The 13,632-nt window shown below is 68.6% G+C and carries 12 protein-coding genes; 3 read left to right on the plus strand and 9 right to left on the minus strand.

The genetic code is table 11. From position 1 onward, the window contains the following. Window positions 1-120 precede the first annotated feature (120 nt). A complete protein-coding gene (locus tag AncyloWKF20_RS18875; RefSeq protein WP_279315488.1) occupies window positions 121-1,005 on the plus strand; it encodes a LysR family transcriptional regulator in 885 nt (294 codons plus the stop codon). A 1-nt stretch (window position 1,006) separates the two neighbouring features. On the opposite strand, the gene AncyloWKF20_RS18880 is transcribed toward AncyloWKF20_RS18875, so the two are convergent. From AncyloWKF20_RS18880 to AncyloWKF20_RS18910, 7 genes are all read right to left on the minus strand, one after another. Then, window positions 1,007-2,917 carry an ATP-binding protein gene (locus AncyloWKF20_RS18880; RefSeq protein WP_279315489.1) on the minus strand — a complete coding sequence of 637 codons (1,911 nt, stop codon included), beginning with the start codon at window positions 2,915-2,917 and terminating at the stop codon, window positions 1,007-1,009. 134 nt (window positions 2,918-3,051) lie between these two features. Then, a complete protein-coding gene (locus AncyloWKF20_RS18885) occupies window positions 3,052-3,606 on the minus strand; it encodes a DsbA family protein (protein ID WP_279315490.1) in 555 nt (184 codons plus the stop codon). After that, window positions 3,603-4,109: a redoxin domain-containing protein gene (locus AncyloWKF20_RS18890; RefSeq protein WP_279315491.1), complete on the minus strand. Its 507-nt coding sequence runs from the start codon at window positions 4,107-4,109 to the stop codon at window positions 3,603-3,605. The genes AncyloWKF20_RS18885 and AncyloWKF20_RS18890 overlap by 4 nt, the downstream gene beginning before the upstream one ends. A 91-nt stretch (window positions 4,110-4,200) precedes the next feature. Further along, the gene (locus AncyloWKF20_RS18895) at window positions 4,201-4,716 is read right to left on the minus strand and encodes a DNA starvation/stationary phase protection protein (protein ID WP_279315492.1); all 516 of its coding nucleotides are present in this window, start codon (window positions 4,714-4,716) and stop codon (window positions 4,201-4,203) included. 220 nt (window positions 4,717-4,936) lie between these two features. After that, window positions 4,937-5,293: a response regulator gene (locus AncyloWKF20_RS18900; protein ID WP_267585561.1), complete on the minus strand. Its 357-nt coding sequence runs from the start codon at window positions 5,291-5,293 to the stop codon at window positions 4,937-4,939. 123 nt (window positions 5,294-5,416) lie between these two features. Beyond that, entirely contained in the window at window positions 5,417-6,070 is a 654-nt protein-coding gene (locus AncyloWKF20_RS18905) for a response regulator transcription factor (protein WP_279318029.1), read from the minus strand. 2 nt (window positions 6,071-6,072) lie between these two features. Next, window positions 6,073-7,512 carry an ATP-binding protein gene (locus AncyloWKF20_RS18910; protein ID WP_279315493.1) on the minus strand — a complete coding sequence of 480 codons (1,440 nt, stop codon included), beginning with the start codon at window positions 7,510-7,512 and terminating at the stop codon, window positions 6,073-6,075. 253 nt (window positions 7,513-7,765) lie between these two features. Here AncyloWKF20_RS18910 and poxB point away from each other — a divergent pair, with 253 nt between their 5' ends. Further along, a complete protein-coding gene (gene poxB, locus AncyloWKF20_RS18915) occupies window positions 7,766-9,499 on the plus strand; it encodes a ubiquinone-dependent pyruvate dehydrogenase (RefSeq protein WP_279315494.1) in 1,734 nt (577 codons plus the stop codon). A 58-nt stretch (window positions 9,500-9,557) separates the two neighbouring features. Then, window positions 9,558-9,824 (plus strand): DUF2188 domain-containing protein, encoded by a 267-nt coding sequence (locus AncyloWKF20_RS18920; RefSeq protein WP_279315495.1) that lies wholly within the window; start codon window positions 9,558-9,560, stop codon window positions 9,822-9,824. Window positions 9,825-9,906: 82 nt separating this feature from the next. Here AncyloWKF20_RS18920 and mdoH read toward each other — a convergent pair whose 3' ends face one another. Continuing rightward, a complete protein-coding gene (gene mdoH, locus AncyloWKF20_RS18925) occupies window positions 9,907-12,057 on the minus strand; it encodes a glucans biosynthesis glucosyltransferase MdoH (protein WP_279315496.1) in 2,151 nt (716 codons plus the stop codon). Next, window positions 12,045-13,571, minus strand: coding sequence for a glucan biosynthesis protein G (locus AncyloWKF20_RS18930; RefSeq protein WP_279315497.1), 1,527 nt, complete (start codon window positions 13,569-13,571; stop codon window positions 12,045-12,047). The genes mdoH and AncyloWKF20_RS18930 overlap by 13 nt, the downstream gene beginning before the upstream one ends. Window positions 13,572-13,632 lie beyond the last annotated feature (61 nt).

Consider the following 13,632-nt stretch of genomic DNA (forward strand, 5'->3'; position numbering starts at 1 on the left):
GCGCGGCGCCGTCGCTGTTTCGGCCATGGAGATAGAGCTAGCGCGCCCGGCGTTATAGTGTCTTGTTCAGATACACGACTATAACGGATTGCGTTACACGCCGTTTGAACGGGTCAGGGGATGCTGGATCTCGCCGCCGTCACGTTGCTGGTCGAGCTTGCCGCTGCCGGGAGTCTGGCGGGCGCGGCGCGGCGGCTGCATCTCTCGCCCATGGCGGCGAGCCGCCTGCTGGCCAAGCTCGAGCAGGAGCTGGGTGTGCGGCTGGTGCAGCGCACGACCCGCTCGCTCTCCTTCACCGATGACGGCCTTGCCTTCCTGCCGCATGCCCAGACTTTGGTGGAGGATCAGGCGGCGGCGCTCGCCAGCCTGCGCGGGCGTAGCGCGGCCCCGAGCGGGCTCTTGCGCGTCAGCGCCTCGCTGGCCTTCGGGCGCAAGGTGCTGGCCCCGCTTGTCGTCGAGTTCATGCAGGCCCATCCGCGCATCGAGGTGGAACTGCAACTCAGCGATAAGGTGGTCGACATCGTCGCCGAGGGGCTCGATATCGGCATCCGCATCGCCGATCTCCCCGACACCAGCCTCATCGCCCGCAAGGTCGCCGACAGCCCGCGCCTCTTGCTCGCGGCGCCCGCTTATCTCGCCCGCGCCGGCGCCCCGCAGCGGCTCGACGATCTTGCCGCCCATACCTGCCTCACCTCCAGCATCATCCCGCACTGGGTGTTCCGGACCGAGAGCGGGCGACGGCGGATGAGCGTGCGCGGCCGCTTCTCGGCCAATTCGCTCGATGCGGTGCAGGAAGCCTGCGTCGGGGGGCTCGGCATCGCCTATCTGTCGCATTGGCACGCCCGCGAGGAACTGGCGAGCGGGCGGCTGACCGACATTGCGCTCGTGGATGCGCAGACCGAGCCGCTGACCATCTGGGCGGTCTACCCGACACGGCGGCTGGTCCCGGCCAAGGTGCGTCTGTTCATCGACGCGCTCGGCGCCTGGCTGGCGCGGCAAGGCTGATCTATTCGGCGAGGCCCGCAACCAGTGCCGGTAGCCGGATCGCCACGCGCCCGCCGCCGTCCGTCTCGTCCGCCGGGATGATGACGATCTCGCCGTCATGCGCACCAATGATGGTGCGGCACATGGCGAGGCCCAGCCCCATGCCGTTGGCCTTGGTGGTGAAGAACGGCTCAAAGGCCTTGGCGGCAGCCTCGCTGGTGAAGCCCGGGCCGGTGTCGCTCACCTCGATGGCGATGCCGCGCGCCGTGCGGCTGGTGGTGAGCCGGATCTGCCGTTCGGCGCTGCCGCTGCCGGCCATGGCCTGCGCGGCATTGACCATGAGATTGATCAGCACCTGCTGCAGCAGGATGCGGTCGCCGCGCACCAGCGTGCCGGGGGCGGCAAGCGTGGGCTGCAGCGTCACGGCATGGGCCGCGAGCTCCGGCTGCACGAGATGGATCGCTTCCTCGATCAGCGGGTCGAGGTCGAGCGGCACGCGGTCGGGCTCCACCTTGCTCATGAAGGAGCGCACCCGGCGCACCACCTCGGAGGCGCGGCGCGCGGCGATGGCCGCCTCGCGGATCGAGGCCCGCACCTCGTCGAGATCGGGCGGGTTGCGGTCCATCCAGCGGCTGGCCGCGTCCGCGTGAAGCGTGATGGCGGCGAGCGGCTGGTTGATCTCATGGGCGATGGAGGCCGAGACCTCGCCGATGGTCGCTGCGCGCCGCGTATGGTCGAGCTGGTCGCGCGTGCGCTGGAGCGTCTCCTGCACTCGCACGCGCTCGGTGATGTTGAGGACGCTGGCCTGCACGCAGTCCAGCGCGCCGTCCGGCGGGAAGTTGAAGGCGACAATGACGCGCAGCAGATCGCCGGCGCGGGTGCGCAGCGTGGCCTCCGCCTCCCAGGTCGGCACATTGGCGTCGAGCGCGATGAGGAAGCCGGCGAAGCGGGCGACGTCGTCTTCGAGGAATTCATGCAGCGAGGTGAAGAACTCCTCCTTGGAGCCCACACCCATCATGCGCAGCGCCGTGGTGTTCACGTCGATGATGCGCACGGAATTGCGCATGCGCCGCACGAAGTCGGGATTGTCCGCCAGATAGGCCGGCAGATCGTCAACGCCATTGGCGCGGAGCGCCTCCAGCTCCGCCTTCATCGGGCGCAGATCGTGCTCCCAGATCGCCACGGCGAGATTCTCGAAGATGGTGCGGTAGCGCCGCTCGCTGCGGCGCAGCGCCTCCTCGGCGGTCGTGCGGGTGGTGATGTCGGTGTTGCTCTCCAGCGTGCGCCCGCCGCGTCGGCCGATATCGGCGCGGCGCAGCCAGCGGCTGAGCGCCCGGACCTCGCGCCCTTCGCGTGTCGTCTGGGTGATCTCGCCTTCCCACGCCCCGGTGAGGGCAAGGCTGGCCTCGATCTCCTCGCGGGGCTGGGGAAAGCGCGTGGCGAGCAGCTCATGCGCGTCACGCCCGTGAACCTCGTCGAAGCTCCAGCCATAGAGCCGTTCCGCGCCGCGATTCCAGTAGATCACCCGTCCCGCCGCGTCGCTGAGGCAGATCGCGTCATGGGTGACGTCGAGCAGCTCCGCCTGGCCTTCCAGCGCCCGCTGGTCGGCATGGCGCGACAGCATGAGGAAGCTGGTGGCGATAAGCGCGGCGAGGCTGATGAGCAGGCGGAGCGAGGCATCGAGATGGCCATGCAGGCCGTGCATGAAGGCGAAGCTGGAGAGCGTCAGGATCGCGCAGAGCGCCGCGGACGTGAGAATGGCACGGCGCGAGCCGCCTTCGCCGACGATGATGAGCACGAGCACATAGAGCACCGCCACCGCGCTGCCGAGCGTGGTGAAGGTGTCGATGGCGAAGATCGTGCCTGCCAGCAGAAAGGCACCTGCATAGCGGCATCGTGCGGCGCGCGAGTCCGGCGTCGTCCCCCGTCGCATGCTGATCGATCGGTCCCAATTGCAGCGTGCGCGATAATAACGCGTCCGCGCACGCCGTCATGCTCTGCCCGCGGATGGTTTCTCTATCTCAAAGTATAGGTTTCCCGAAGGAGAGCCAGCGTCGGCCTGTCCGGTCAGGCGGTTGCGCGGGCGACCGCGCGCAGCAGGTCGACGAGGATGTCGACCTCGCGCGGCCCGTCATAGCGTTCGCCGTTGATGAACAGGCTCGGCGTGCCGTTCACGCCGCTGCGCACGCCGCCGATGAAGTCGCGGCGCACGGCCGCGTCATGGCTGCCCTCCAGCGTCGCGCGGATGCTGGCGGCGTCGAGGCCGACGGCGGCGCCGTAGCGGGCGAGACTGGCAGTGTCGAGCGCATCCTGGTGCTCATAGAGCAGGTCGTGCATCGGCCAGAACTGGCCGATGCCGGCCGCCGCTTCCGCCATGCCGGCCGCCTGCACCGCGTGCGGATGGGCCTCGGCCAGCGGGAAGTTGCGGAAGACGAAGCGCAGCTCGTCGCCCATCAGGCGCTGCACTTCCTTGAGGACCGGGTAGGCCTCGCCGCAATAGGGGCATTCATAGTCGCCATATTCGACAAGGGTCACCGGGGCGTCGGCGGGGCCCTGCGCGTGGTCATGCGGGCCGACCGGCGGGGTGAGGGTGCCATGGGCGATGTTTCCCTGCGCGCTCATGTTGTGGTCTCCTTCTGTGGCGCGAGGGCCTCGAGGGCGGTGAGGATGCCGTCGGCGCCGGGGTTCAGCCCGACGGGAGAGACGTAGCTCCAGCGGATGACGCCGGCGCCGTCGATGACGAACAACGCGCGTTCGCTGGTGCCCTCATGGGGGCGATAGACGCCATAGCTCTGCGCCACGCCGCCCTTCGGCTCGAAATCGGCGAGCAGCGGGAAATGCAGGCCGCGATCATGGGCGAAGGCGGCGTGGCACCAAACGCCATCGGTCGAGATGCCCACGAGATGCGCGCCATGGCGACGGAATTCGGGGAGGATCTCGTTATAGAGGCCCATCTGGTCGCCGCAGACCGGGCTCCAGTCCGCCGGGTAGAAAGCGAGGATGACCGGGGAGCCGGCGAGGTCCGACAGGGACAGCATCTGGTCCGGCGTCGAGGGCAAGGTGAAGTCGGGGGCCGCGACGCCGGCGGCGAGCGCGGTGGCGCCGTGCGTGTGGAGCGCAGTCATGCACGCCTCCTATGCGGTGGTGCGGACTCTTGGGTGGTGCGGTGTCGCCCGCGGGATGAGGGGACGGGGCGGCCGGGACCGGCCGCCCCGGTCAGTGATTGGAGCGCGTGGTCTCGTAGAGGAACCAGCTGCGGCGCTCGGCCTCGTCGATCCAGACCTCGATCAGGCTGGTGGAGGCGACGTCGTTATATTCCTCGCACACCGCATGGGCCGCGCGCAGGAAGCCGGTGAGCCGGCGGTTGTCCTCGGCGAGCTCGGCCAGCATGTCCGGCGCGGTAACGTAATCGGCGTCATTGTCCGACAGGCGCTGCAGGCGGGAGATGTGGCCGATGGAGCGCAGCGTGGTGCCGCCGACCTTGCGGGCCCGTTCGGCCAGCGCATCGGTGGTGGCGAAGATCTGGTCGCCCTGCTCGTCCAGCATCAGGTGGTAGTCGCGGAAATGCGGGCCGGACAGGTGCCAGTGGAAGTTCTTCGTCTTGAGATAGAGCGCGAACATGTCGGCGAGCACGCCGGTGAGGGCGGCGGCGATGTCGCGCGTGGCATCCGCGCCGAGATCGGTGGGGGTGCGCAGCGGCGCCATCTGGCGGGTCTTTGCCGTGTCGGTCATGGGTCTTACTCCGGGAGCGGATCGTGCGGCGCCGGGTGGCGGATGACACCGCCCCGGCCCTGACACGACACAGGCTAGGCGCCCTGCCGGCGGCCCGAAATCGGCTCTAGGGGTGCCGGTCTCATACTTGGGTGTGCCCGGCACCCGCTCGTTGAGCCGCAGAAACAAAAACGCCGGCACACGGTGCCGGCGTGAGGTGGACGGGAGGAGGAGAGAGGGGTCAGTGCGTGCCGAGCGCCGCGTCGAGGCAGGCGATCATCTCGCTGCCGTCAAAGGGCTTGGCGAGGAACCCGACCGCGCCGGCCTCGGTGACCTGACGGCGGATGCGGTCCTCGGGGAAGGCGGTGATGAAGATCAGCGGCGTCGACCGGCCGCGGGCGCGCAGCGTCGCCTGCAGCTCCACGCCGCTCATGCCAGGCATCTGCACGTCGGTGATGACGCAATCGGGCGCTTCCTCGGCCTCGGCGCGCAGGAAATCCTCGGCGGAGGCAAAGGTCCGGGAGAGCAGGCCCAGCGATCGGACGAGGCTGGCGGTCGCCACGCGAACCGACTCGTCGTCATCAATGATCGCGACCATCGGGAATTGGCGCACGATGAAATCCTTTCAGCCCGGCGCTCGATGACCCACGGTCTCGTGCCGAACCTTCGTCTTTATGGCGCCCCCGCCCGTGGAAGGAAATCATATCAAGGTTTGCCGGTGTTATCTTTTCGCCCCCGAGAGCCCCAGCGTTTCCGCCATGCGCACGAGATCGGCCAGCGAGCGGGCGCCCATCTTGCGCATCACATGGCCGCGGTGAATCTTCACGGTGATCTCACTCAGCCCGATCTCGCCGGCGACCTGCTTGTTCATGAGGCCCGAGGTGACGAGCGCCATCACCTCCTTCTCGCGCGACGTCAGCGTTTCATAAAGCTGCTGCACGCCCGCCACCGCCTGATCGGCCTGCCGGCGGGCCTTGTCCTGCTCGATGGCGGCCGCGACCGCATCGAGAATGTCCTGGTCGCGGAACGGCTTGGTGAGGAAGTCCACGGCCCCCGCCTTCATCGCCCGCACGGTCATCGGGATATCGCCATAGCCGGTCATGAAGATCACCGGCATGTGCATGCCCGAGCGGACGAGCTGCGACTGGAAGTCGAGGCCGCTGACGCCGGGCAGGCGGATGTCCAGCACGAGGCAGCGCGGCACGTCGGGGAGGGCGGCGGCGAGGAATTCGGCCGCCGAGCCGAACAGCTCGACCTTCAGGCCGATGGAGCGGAACAGGCTGGAAAGCGCCTCGCGCAGGCCCGCATCATCGTCGACGACGATCACCAGCGGATCAGCGGATGCGGGGCGGGGGCTGCGCGGGGGAGGGGTCAGGCTCACGCGCGGGGCTCCTTCACTGCGGGCAGGACAATGGCGAATGTCATGCCGCGCTCGGCGTTTCGGGTGGCGTCGATGCGCCCGCCATGGGTCTCGATGAGCGAGCGGCTGATCGACAGGCCAAGGCCCATGCCATCGGGCTTGGAGGTGTAGAACGGCTCGAACAGATGCGTCAGCCCGTCATCGTCGACGCCGGTCCCATTATCGGTCAACGCGACCCGCACCACCGGGCCGTCGAGGCCGGCGTCGAGACCGGAGCGCAGCAGCAGCCGACGCGGGCGCGGCGTGCCCTCCATCGCCTGCGCGGCATTGATCGCGAGGTTGATGATCACCTGCTGCAGCTGCACCCGGTCGCCGGACACGGCGGGCAGGCCCTCGGTGAGATCCAGGGTGACGGTGACTTTATGGCGCGCCAGCTCGCGCTCGATGAGGGCGAGGCTTTCGGTGACGAGGGCGTTGAGATCGAGCAGCTCATGCCGCCCGGACTGCCGGCGGGAGAGGGCGCGCAGCCGCGCCACCACATCGCCGGCGCGGCGGCCATTGGCGATCATCCGCTCCACCGAGGCCAGCGCCTCGCCGACATCCGGCTCCGGCCGGCGCAGCCAGCGCAGGCACGCTTCGCCATTGGTGACGATGGCGGCGAGTGGCTGGTTCACCTCATGGGCGATGGAGGCGGTGAGCTGGCCGAGCGTCGCCATGCGGGTCACATGGGTCAGTTCGCCCTGCGCCTTGTCCAGCCGGTCCTGCGCGGCCTTGCGCGCGGTGATGTCGTTATTGGTCTCCATGATCGCCTGCGCCCGGCCCTGCGGGTCGCGGTGCAGCGCCCAGCGGCTGGCGACGATCACGCGCGAGCCATCCTTGCGGGCGTGGCGCAGCTCGCCCTCCCAGCGCCCGTCGCGTTCCAGCTCGGCGACGGCCGCTTCGAGCGAGACCGGAAAGCCGGTGCGCAGCAGCTCGGCCGCGCGGTGGCCGATCGCTTCCGCGGCGGTCCAGCCATAAAGCTCCTCGGCGCCGCGGTTCCAGTACAGGATGGTGTCCCCGGCATCGCGCACCAGGATCGCGTCATGCGTCAGGTCGAGCAAGGCGGCTTGGTCGCGCAGCGCGTCGCCGGCGCGCCGGTTGCGCAGCGAGAGCAGCGTGGTGACGACGATGGCGGAGATGGCGACGCAGGCCCGCGCCACCGCCTCCGGCTCGAACCGGACATTATGGACGGTGAGGAAGCTGATCGAGGTGAGGACGATGCACAGACCGCCCACGGCGAGGATGCCGCGCGTGTTGAGTACATCCGCCAGCAGCATCACCACGGCGACATACAGCACCGCCACCGCCATATCGAGCGGGGTCAGCGTGTCCACGAGGAAGATGGCAAGACCCAGCAGCCCGGCGAGCAGCGGAATCAAAGCCGACCGGGCGCCGTGCTGGAGGGCGAGCGGCGTCATGCGCACGTTCTCGCCGCGCGTGCGGGATCGTGGGCGGCGGCGGGGCGGGGGTGAACGCGCAAGCACATGGCGCCAGTCTACCAGCTTCCCCGGGCGCGCTGCGTATACATAGGTATGTCACTCTTGGATGAACGTATCGCTCATCTGCCCCAGGTTGAATTGAACCCAGCGCCGAAACCGTCAGAGTGGGGGGCACAGAGGCAGGTGGGCGCCTTTCCTCCGAGACGGGCGCTCGGTTCAACGAGGTGAAAACATGGCCGCCAACGTCGCCGATCTCATCGTCTCCACGCTTCACCAGACCGGGGTCCGACGCATCTATGGCGTCGTCGGGGACAGCCTGAACGGGCTCACCGAAGCCATCCGCGAGACCGGCGCGCTGGACTGGGTGCATGTGCGCCATGAGGAGACGGCGGCCTTCGCGGCCTCCGCCGAGGCTCAGCTCACCGGGCAGCTCGCGGTCTGCGCCGGCTCCTGCGGGCCGGGCAATCTCCATCTCATCAACGGCCTGTTCGATGCCCAGCGCAGCCGCACGCCGGTGCTCGCTATCGCCGCGCAGATCCCCTCGCAGGAAATTGGCGGCGGCTATTTCCAGGAAACTCACCCGCAGAACCTGTTCCAGGAATGCAGCGTCTATTGCGAGCTGGTCTCCAGCCCCGAGCAGATGCCCTATGTGCTGGAAAACGCCATCCGCGCCGCTGTCGGCAAGCGGGGCGTTGCGGTGGTGGTCATCCCCGGCGATGTGGCGCTGAAGCCGGCGCCGGCCCGCAAGAGCGCGCCCAATGCCGGCCTGCTGCCGCCCGCGCCGCGCGTGGTGCCGGCCGAGGGCGAGATCGATGCGCTGGCGCATCTGCTCAACAATGCGGGCAGCGTCACCCTGTTCTGCGGGCGCGGCTGCGCCGGTGCGCATGAGCCGCTGATGGCGCTGGCCGAAAAGCTCAAGAGCCCCATCGTCCATGCGCTCGGCGGCAAGGAATTCGTCGAGTACGACAATCCCTATGATGTCGGCATGACCGGCTTCATCGGCTTCTCCTCCGGCTATGAGGCGATGCACGATTGCGACGTGCTGCTGCTCTTGGGGACCGACTTCCCCTACAAGCAGTTCTTCCCCTCCGATATTACCATCGCGCAGATCGACGTGCGGCCCGAGCAGCTCGGGCGGCGCTGCAAGCTCGACCTCGGCCTCGTCGGCGATGTCGGGCTGACCATCGACGCGCTGCTGCCGAAGCTCCAGGCCAAGGCCGACCGCACCCATCTCGACACGATGGTGGAAAAATACCGCAAGGTACGGGCCGGCCTCGATGACCTCGCCACCGGCACGGCCGGGCGCCCGCCGATCCACCCGCAATATCTCGCGCGGCTGGTCAGCGAGGCGGCGGCGGAGGACGCGGTGTTCACCTTCGATGTCGGCACCCCGACCATCTGGGCCGCGCGCTACCTCAAGATGAACGGCAAGCGCCGTCTTCTCGGCTCGCTGGCGCACGGTTCCATGGCCAATGCGATGCCGCACGCCATCGGCGCGCAGGCGGCCTATCCCGGCCGGCAGGTGGTGTCGCTCTCCGGCGATGGCGGCTTCACCATGCTGATGGGCGACCTCATCACGCTGACCCAGCAGAAGCTGCCGGTGAAGGTGGTCATCTTCAACAACGGCACGCTCGGCTTCGTCGCGCTGGAGATGAAGGCCAACGGCTTCGTCGAGATCGGCACCAATCTCGACAATCCCGACTTCGGGGCCATGGCCCGCGCCATGGGCATTCACGGGGTGCGGGTGGAAGACCCCGGCGACCTGCCGGCCGCCGTCAAGGAGGTGCTGGCGCATGACGGGCCGGCGGTGCTCGATGTCGTCACCGCCACGCAGGAGCTCTCCATGCCGCCGACCATCGGGCTGGAGCAGGCCAAGGGCTTCGGCCTGTGGATGATCCGGGCGGTGATGAGCGGGCGCGGCGACGAGGTGCTCGACCTCGCGCGCACCAATCTGCTGCCCCGTTGAGGGTGCGCCGGAACCCGCGCCGCCGCGCGCGGGTTCTTCCTACGAGGAGGATTGCACCATGACCCATATTCGCTACGAGATCGTCGAACATGACGGCGGCTGGGCCTACAAGCTCGGCGATGTCTTCTCCGAAACGCACCCGACCCATGAAGGTGCGCTGAACGCCGCCCGCGACGCCGCTGCCCGCCAGTCCATGCCCGGCGAGACGCGCCCGATCCTCTATCAGGATGCACACGGCGCCTGGCATGAGGAGACCGCGCAGGGCTTCGACCGACCGGAAACCGAGGTCTCCGACACCGAACCGAACGGGGCCGCCAAGGCCTGACAGCGCTCGCCTCATGGCGGGTTGATGCAGGTATATTGATACTAGTAGGTGGGGGCTTCGGGCCCCGTTTTCATGAGCGTCGTCAGCTGCGGGCGAGGGCGAGCAGCCGGTCGAGCGCGGGCCCGTCGCCGAGCGCTGCCGCCTTCTCGCGCGGGGTGAGCAGGCGCAGCGCCTCGTCGAGGCGGCTGGCATCCGCCACCTTGGCGCGGGCAACGAGGCGTTCGGGCGCGTAGTCGCCCGCCGGGCGTTCGGCTGCCGGCAGCATTCGCCGATGCGCGGCGAGCAGAACCGGGTCGCCCGCGAGCCGCTGAACGGCTTCCCCTTCGCCCGCCTCGGCCGCAAGCTGCCGGGCGAGCACGAAGGCGCGGGTCAGCACCGGCGGCGGGGCGCGCTCCTCCGGTGTCGTCAATATGGCGCGGAAGACGAGCGGCCAGCGCGTGCTGGTCCACACCACCAGTGGCACGGCGAGCACGAGGCCGAGCACCACGGGCAGCATCCACAGGAACAGCGGCAGCGAGATCGCCAGCGCCGCCCCGCCGAGCGCCATGCCGAACAGGGTGTGCGGCAGGAAATGGCGCAGCGTCGGGCCGAGCGCCACCGTGCCGTCATCGCGCCGCTGCGGATTCCAGCCACCATCGCGGCCGGCGAGAATGGTCGCCACCGCCGAGGACTGGGCGAGCATCATGACCGGCGCGGCAAGGCCGGCGATCAGCGTCTCGCCGATCATGCCGAAAAAGGCGAGGATGCCGCCGCCAAAGGCGCGGCGGGTCGGCCCATCGGTCAGCATGACGAGGTAGGCGATCACCTTCGGCAGCAGCAGCACACCCATCGTGCCGACGAACACCCAGGCGGCGCGGATCGGGTCCTGCGCCGGCCAGTTGGGGAACAGCGAGAATTCCGAGGGGAAATAGTCCGGCGGCACGAAGCGCGCCTGCAGCGCGGTGAGCAGGCCGGCGATCAGCATGATGAGCCAGAGCGGAGCGGTAATATAAGACCCGATGCCGGTCAGCAGATGGATGCGGCTCACCGGGTGAAGCCCGCGCGCCGGCAGCACGGCGGTGTGCTGGAGATTGCCCTGGCACCAGCGCCGGTCGCGCACGGCGAGATCGGTGAGGGCGGGCGGGCCTTCCTCATAGGAGCCCTTCAGCCAGGGCACCATATGCACTGCCCAGCCGCCGCGCCGGATCAGCGCCGCCTCGATGAAATCATGGCTGAGAATGTGCCCGCCAAAGGGTTTGCGGCCCTTCAGATGCGGCAGGCCGGCGCTGCCGGCGAAGGCGCGGGTGCGGATGATGGCGTTGTGGCCCCAGTAATTGCTGTCCGGCCCATGCCACCAGGCGAGGCCCTCCGCCAGCATCGGCCCATAGAGCCGCCCGGCGAATTGCTGCATGCGGGAAAACAGCGTGCGCCCGCCGACGATGACCGGCAGCGTCTGGATCAGCCCGACATGGGGGTGGCGTTCCATGGCGCCGGCGATGGCGAGGATGCAGTCCCCGGTCATCACGCTATCGGCGTCGAGCACCAGCATGGCCTCATAGGCCCCGCCGAAGCGCGTGACCCATTCGCCGATATTGCCGGCCTTGCGGTCGATGTTTTTCGGGCGGCGGCGGTAAAATATGCGGGAATGGCCGCCGGTGCGTTCGCGCAAGGCGAGGAAGGCGGCTTCCTCGGCGATCCACACATCGGCATCGGTGGTGTCGCTGAGGATGAAGAAGTCGAAAGCGTCGATGGCGCCGGTCGCCTCCACCGATTCATAGGTCGCCTGCAGCCCGGCGAAGATGCGCGCGGGCGCCTCATTATAGGTCGGCATGAGAATGGCGGTGCGCTGCGTCAGCGGGCCGGGCGTCGCCGTGGCGATGCCGAGCGGGTCAACGCGCCGGCCGAGCATGGCGATGGCGCCGGCCAAGGCATTGGTGAAGGAGAAGCCGATCCAGGCGAACAGCACGACGAACAGCGCCAGCACCACGCCTTCCAGCACCGTCAGCCCGCCGACATCGAGCACGAGATACATCTCATGCGCGGCGAACATCGTCAGGACGGCGGCGCCGAGGAACACGAAGGCCCGGCGCAGCCACAAGGCGAGCCGCGGTCCCGGCGGATGGGACGCGCGCGGCGCCTGCCAGAGCGATTGGACGGGCATGGCGAGCGGTGCCTCGGGGGGCAGGGCATCCGTAAGGGCGGCCGGGGCGTCGTGGCCGAGCGCCGGCGCGCGCTCCAGCGTCACGCCGTCCATCGGTAGACCCAGCTTTCGGCCATCTTCTCCTCGCCGCGCAGCATTTCCGCGCGCAGCTCGGACAGATCCGCGCCCTTCGGCTCGAAGGTGAAGGCGATGCGCCAGCCTTCAATGTCCGGGTGACGCTGGAGCACGACATTGGAGACCGTGCCAGTGCCAGCGGTGACGCGGGCCGAGAGGCCTTCCGGCGGCAGGTTCTTGATACTGTCGCCCACGAGATCGAGCACGAACTGGCGGCGCTCGGCATTGCCGCCGACGCGGGTGAGTCCGAAGCGGCCGAGTTCCGGCCGGTCCGGGCTGTCCCAGCCCCAATGCAGGCGGTAGGTATAAAAATACTCCCGCCCCTTGCGCAGCGGCTCCTTGGGCCGCCAATAGGTGACGATGTTGTCGTGGACTTCCTCCGGGGTGGGGATTTCCACCAGATGCACGGCGCCCTCGCCCCAATCGCCGATCGGCTCGACCCAGACGCTCGGGCGCCGCTCATAGCGTGCTTCCAGATCCTGATAGTCGAAGAAGGAGCGCTGCCGCTGCATCAGCCCGAAGCCGCGGATATTCGTTGATTCAAAAGAGGAAATCTGCAGCCGCTTGGGGTTGGAGAGCGGGCGCCACAGCCGCTCGCCATTGCCGGTGACGATGGCGAGACCATCGGCGTCGCACACCATCGGGCGGAAATCGTCGATGCCGTCGCGGTCATTCGGCCCGAACATGAACATGCTGGTGAGCGAGGCGAGTCCCGCCTTGTCGACATCAGTGCGGGGATACAGCGTCATCTCCACCGTCATCACGGTCGAGGTGCCCGGCCGGATGGTGAAGCGGTGCGCGGCGGCGCAGCTCGGGCTGTCGAGCAGGGCGTGGACGACGATGGAATCGACGCCCGCGCGGGGTTCCTCGATCCAGAACGCCTTGAAAATGGGGAATTCCTCGCCCGAGGAATCCGCTGTCTTGATGGCGAGGCCGCGCGCCGAGGTGCCGTAGACCTGATCCTTGCCGAGGGCGCGGAAATAGCTCGCCCCTTGGAACACCGCGACCTCGTCCAGATAATCCGGCCGGTTGATCGGGCTGTGCAGGCGAAAGCCTGAGAAATCGAGGTCCAGCTTGGGGTCGGGCGGCTGCAGCCCATGCTCGAAGCGGAACAGGCCGGGCACGTACTCGACGCGCCGCGCCTCGCCCTGGGTGACCGTGTAGATCTCGACCTTGTCGCGGAACAGGAAGCCGCGATGCAGCAGCTGCGCCTCGAACGGCGTGCCCTGGCCGCGCCACAGCGACCGATCCGGGTTGAAGCGGATATTGCGGTACTGGTCGTAGCTGAGGTCGTTGAGTTCCTTGGGCAATTGCCGGTCGGGACTGGCATAGGGGCGCGCCGCCAGCTCGCGCGCGAGCTGGCGCACGGTCTGGGCGTCGAAGCGGCTGGGCTTGTCGGCCTGCGCCTCCGCGTCTTCGCGGGTCGCGGGCCAGATGCCCGAGCCTGTTACCGCCAGAATGGCCGCTCCCAGAAGAACGTCGCGCCGCCGCATACTCACCCTCGTTCGCTGCCCGCGCACCGTTGGTGCGGTGCAACCTCGACAAGCCGCAAGA

The sequence above is a fragment of the Ancylobacter sp. WKF20 genome (assembly GCF_029760895.1).
In the GTDB taxonomy this organism is placed as follows: domain Bacteria; phylum Pseudomonadota; class Alphaproteobacteria; order Rhizobiales; family Xanthobacteraceae; genus Ancylobacter.

Bases quoted from the DNA above. Each gene is read 5' to 3' on its own strand.
- AncyloWKF20_RS18875 (WP_279315488.1), top strand. From the start codon at position 121: ATGCTGGATCTCGCCGCCGTCACGTTGCTGGTCGAGCTTGCCGCTGCC.
- AncyloWKF20_RS18880 (WP_279315489.1), bottom strand. From the start codon at position 2,917: ATGCGACGGGGGACGACGCCGGACTCGCGCGCCGCACGATGCCGCTAT.
- AncyloWKF20_RS18885 (WP_279315490.1), bottom strand. From the start codon at position 3,606: ATGAGCGCGCAGGGAAACATCGCCCATGGCACCCTCACCCCGCCGGTC.
- AncyloWKF20_RS18890 (WP_279315491.1), bottom strand. From the start codon at position 4,109: ATGACTGCGCTCCACACGCACGGCGCCACCGCGCTCGCCGCCGGCGTC.
- AncyloWKF20_RS18895 (WP_279315492.1), bottom strand. From the start codon at position 4,716: ATGACCGACACGGCAAAGACCCGCCAGATGGCGCCGCTGCGCACCCCC.
- AncyloWKF20_RS18900 (WP_267585561.1), bottom strand. From the start codon at position 5,293: ATGGTCGCGATCATTGATGACGACGAGTCGGTTCGCGTGGCGACCGCC.
- AncyloWKF20_RS18910 (WP_279315493.1), bottom strand. From the start codon at position 7,512: ATGACGCCGCTCGCCCTCCAGCACGGCGCCCGGTCGGCTTTGATTCCG.
- poxB (WP_279315494.1), top strand. From the start codon at position 7,766: ATGGCCGCCAACGTCGCCGATCTCATCGTCTCCACGCTTCACCAGACC.
- AncyloWKF20_RS18920 (WP_279315495.1), top strand. From the start codon at position 9,558: ATGACCCATATTCGCTACGAGATCGTCGAACATGACGGCGGCTGGGCC.
- mdoH (WP_279315496.1), bottom strand. From the start codon at position 12,057: ATGGACGGCGTGACGCTGGAGCGCGCGCCGGCGCTCGGCCACGACGCC.
- AncyloWKF20_RS18930 (WP_279315497.1), bottom strand. From the start codon at position 13,571: ATGCGGCGGCGCGACGTTCTTCTGGGAGCGGCCATTCTGGCGGTAACA.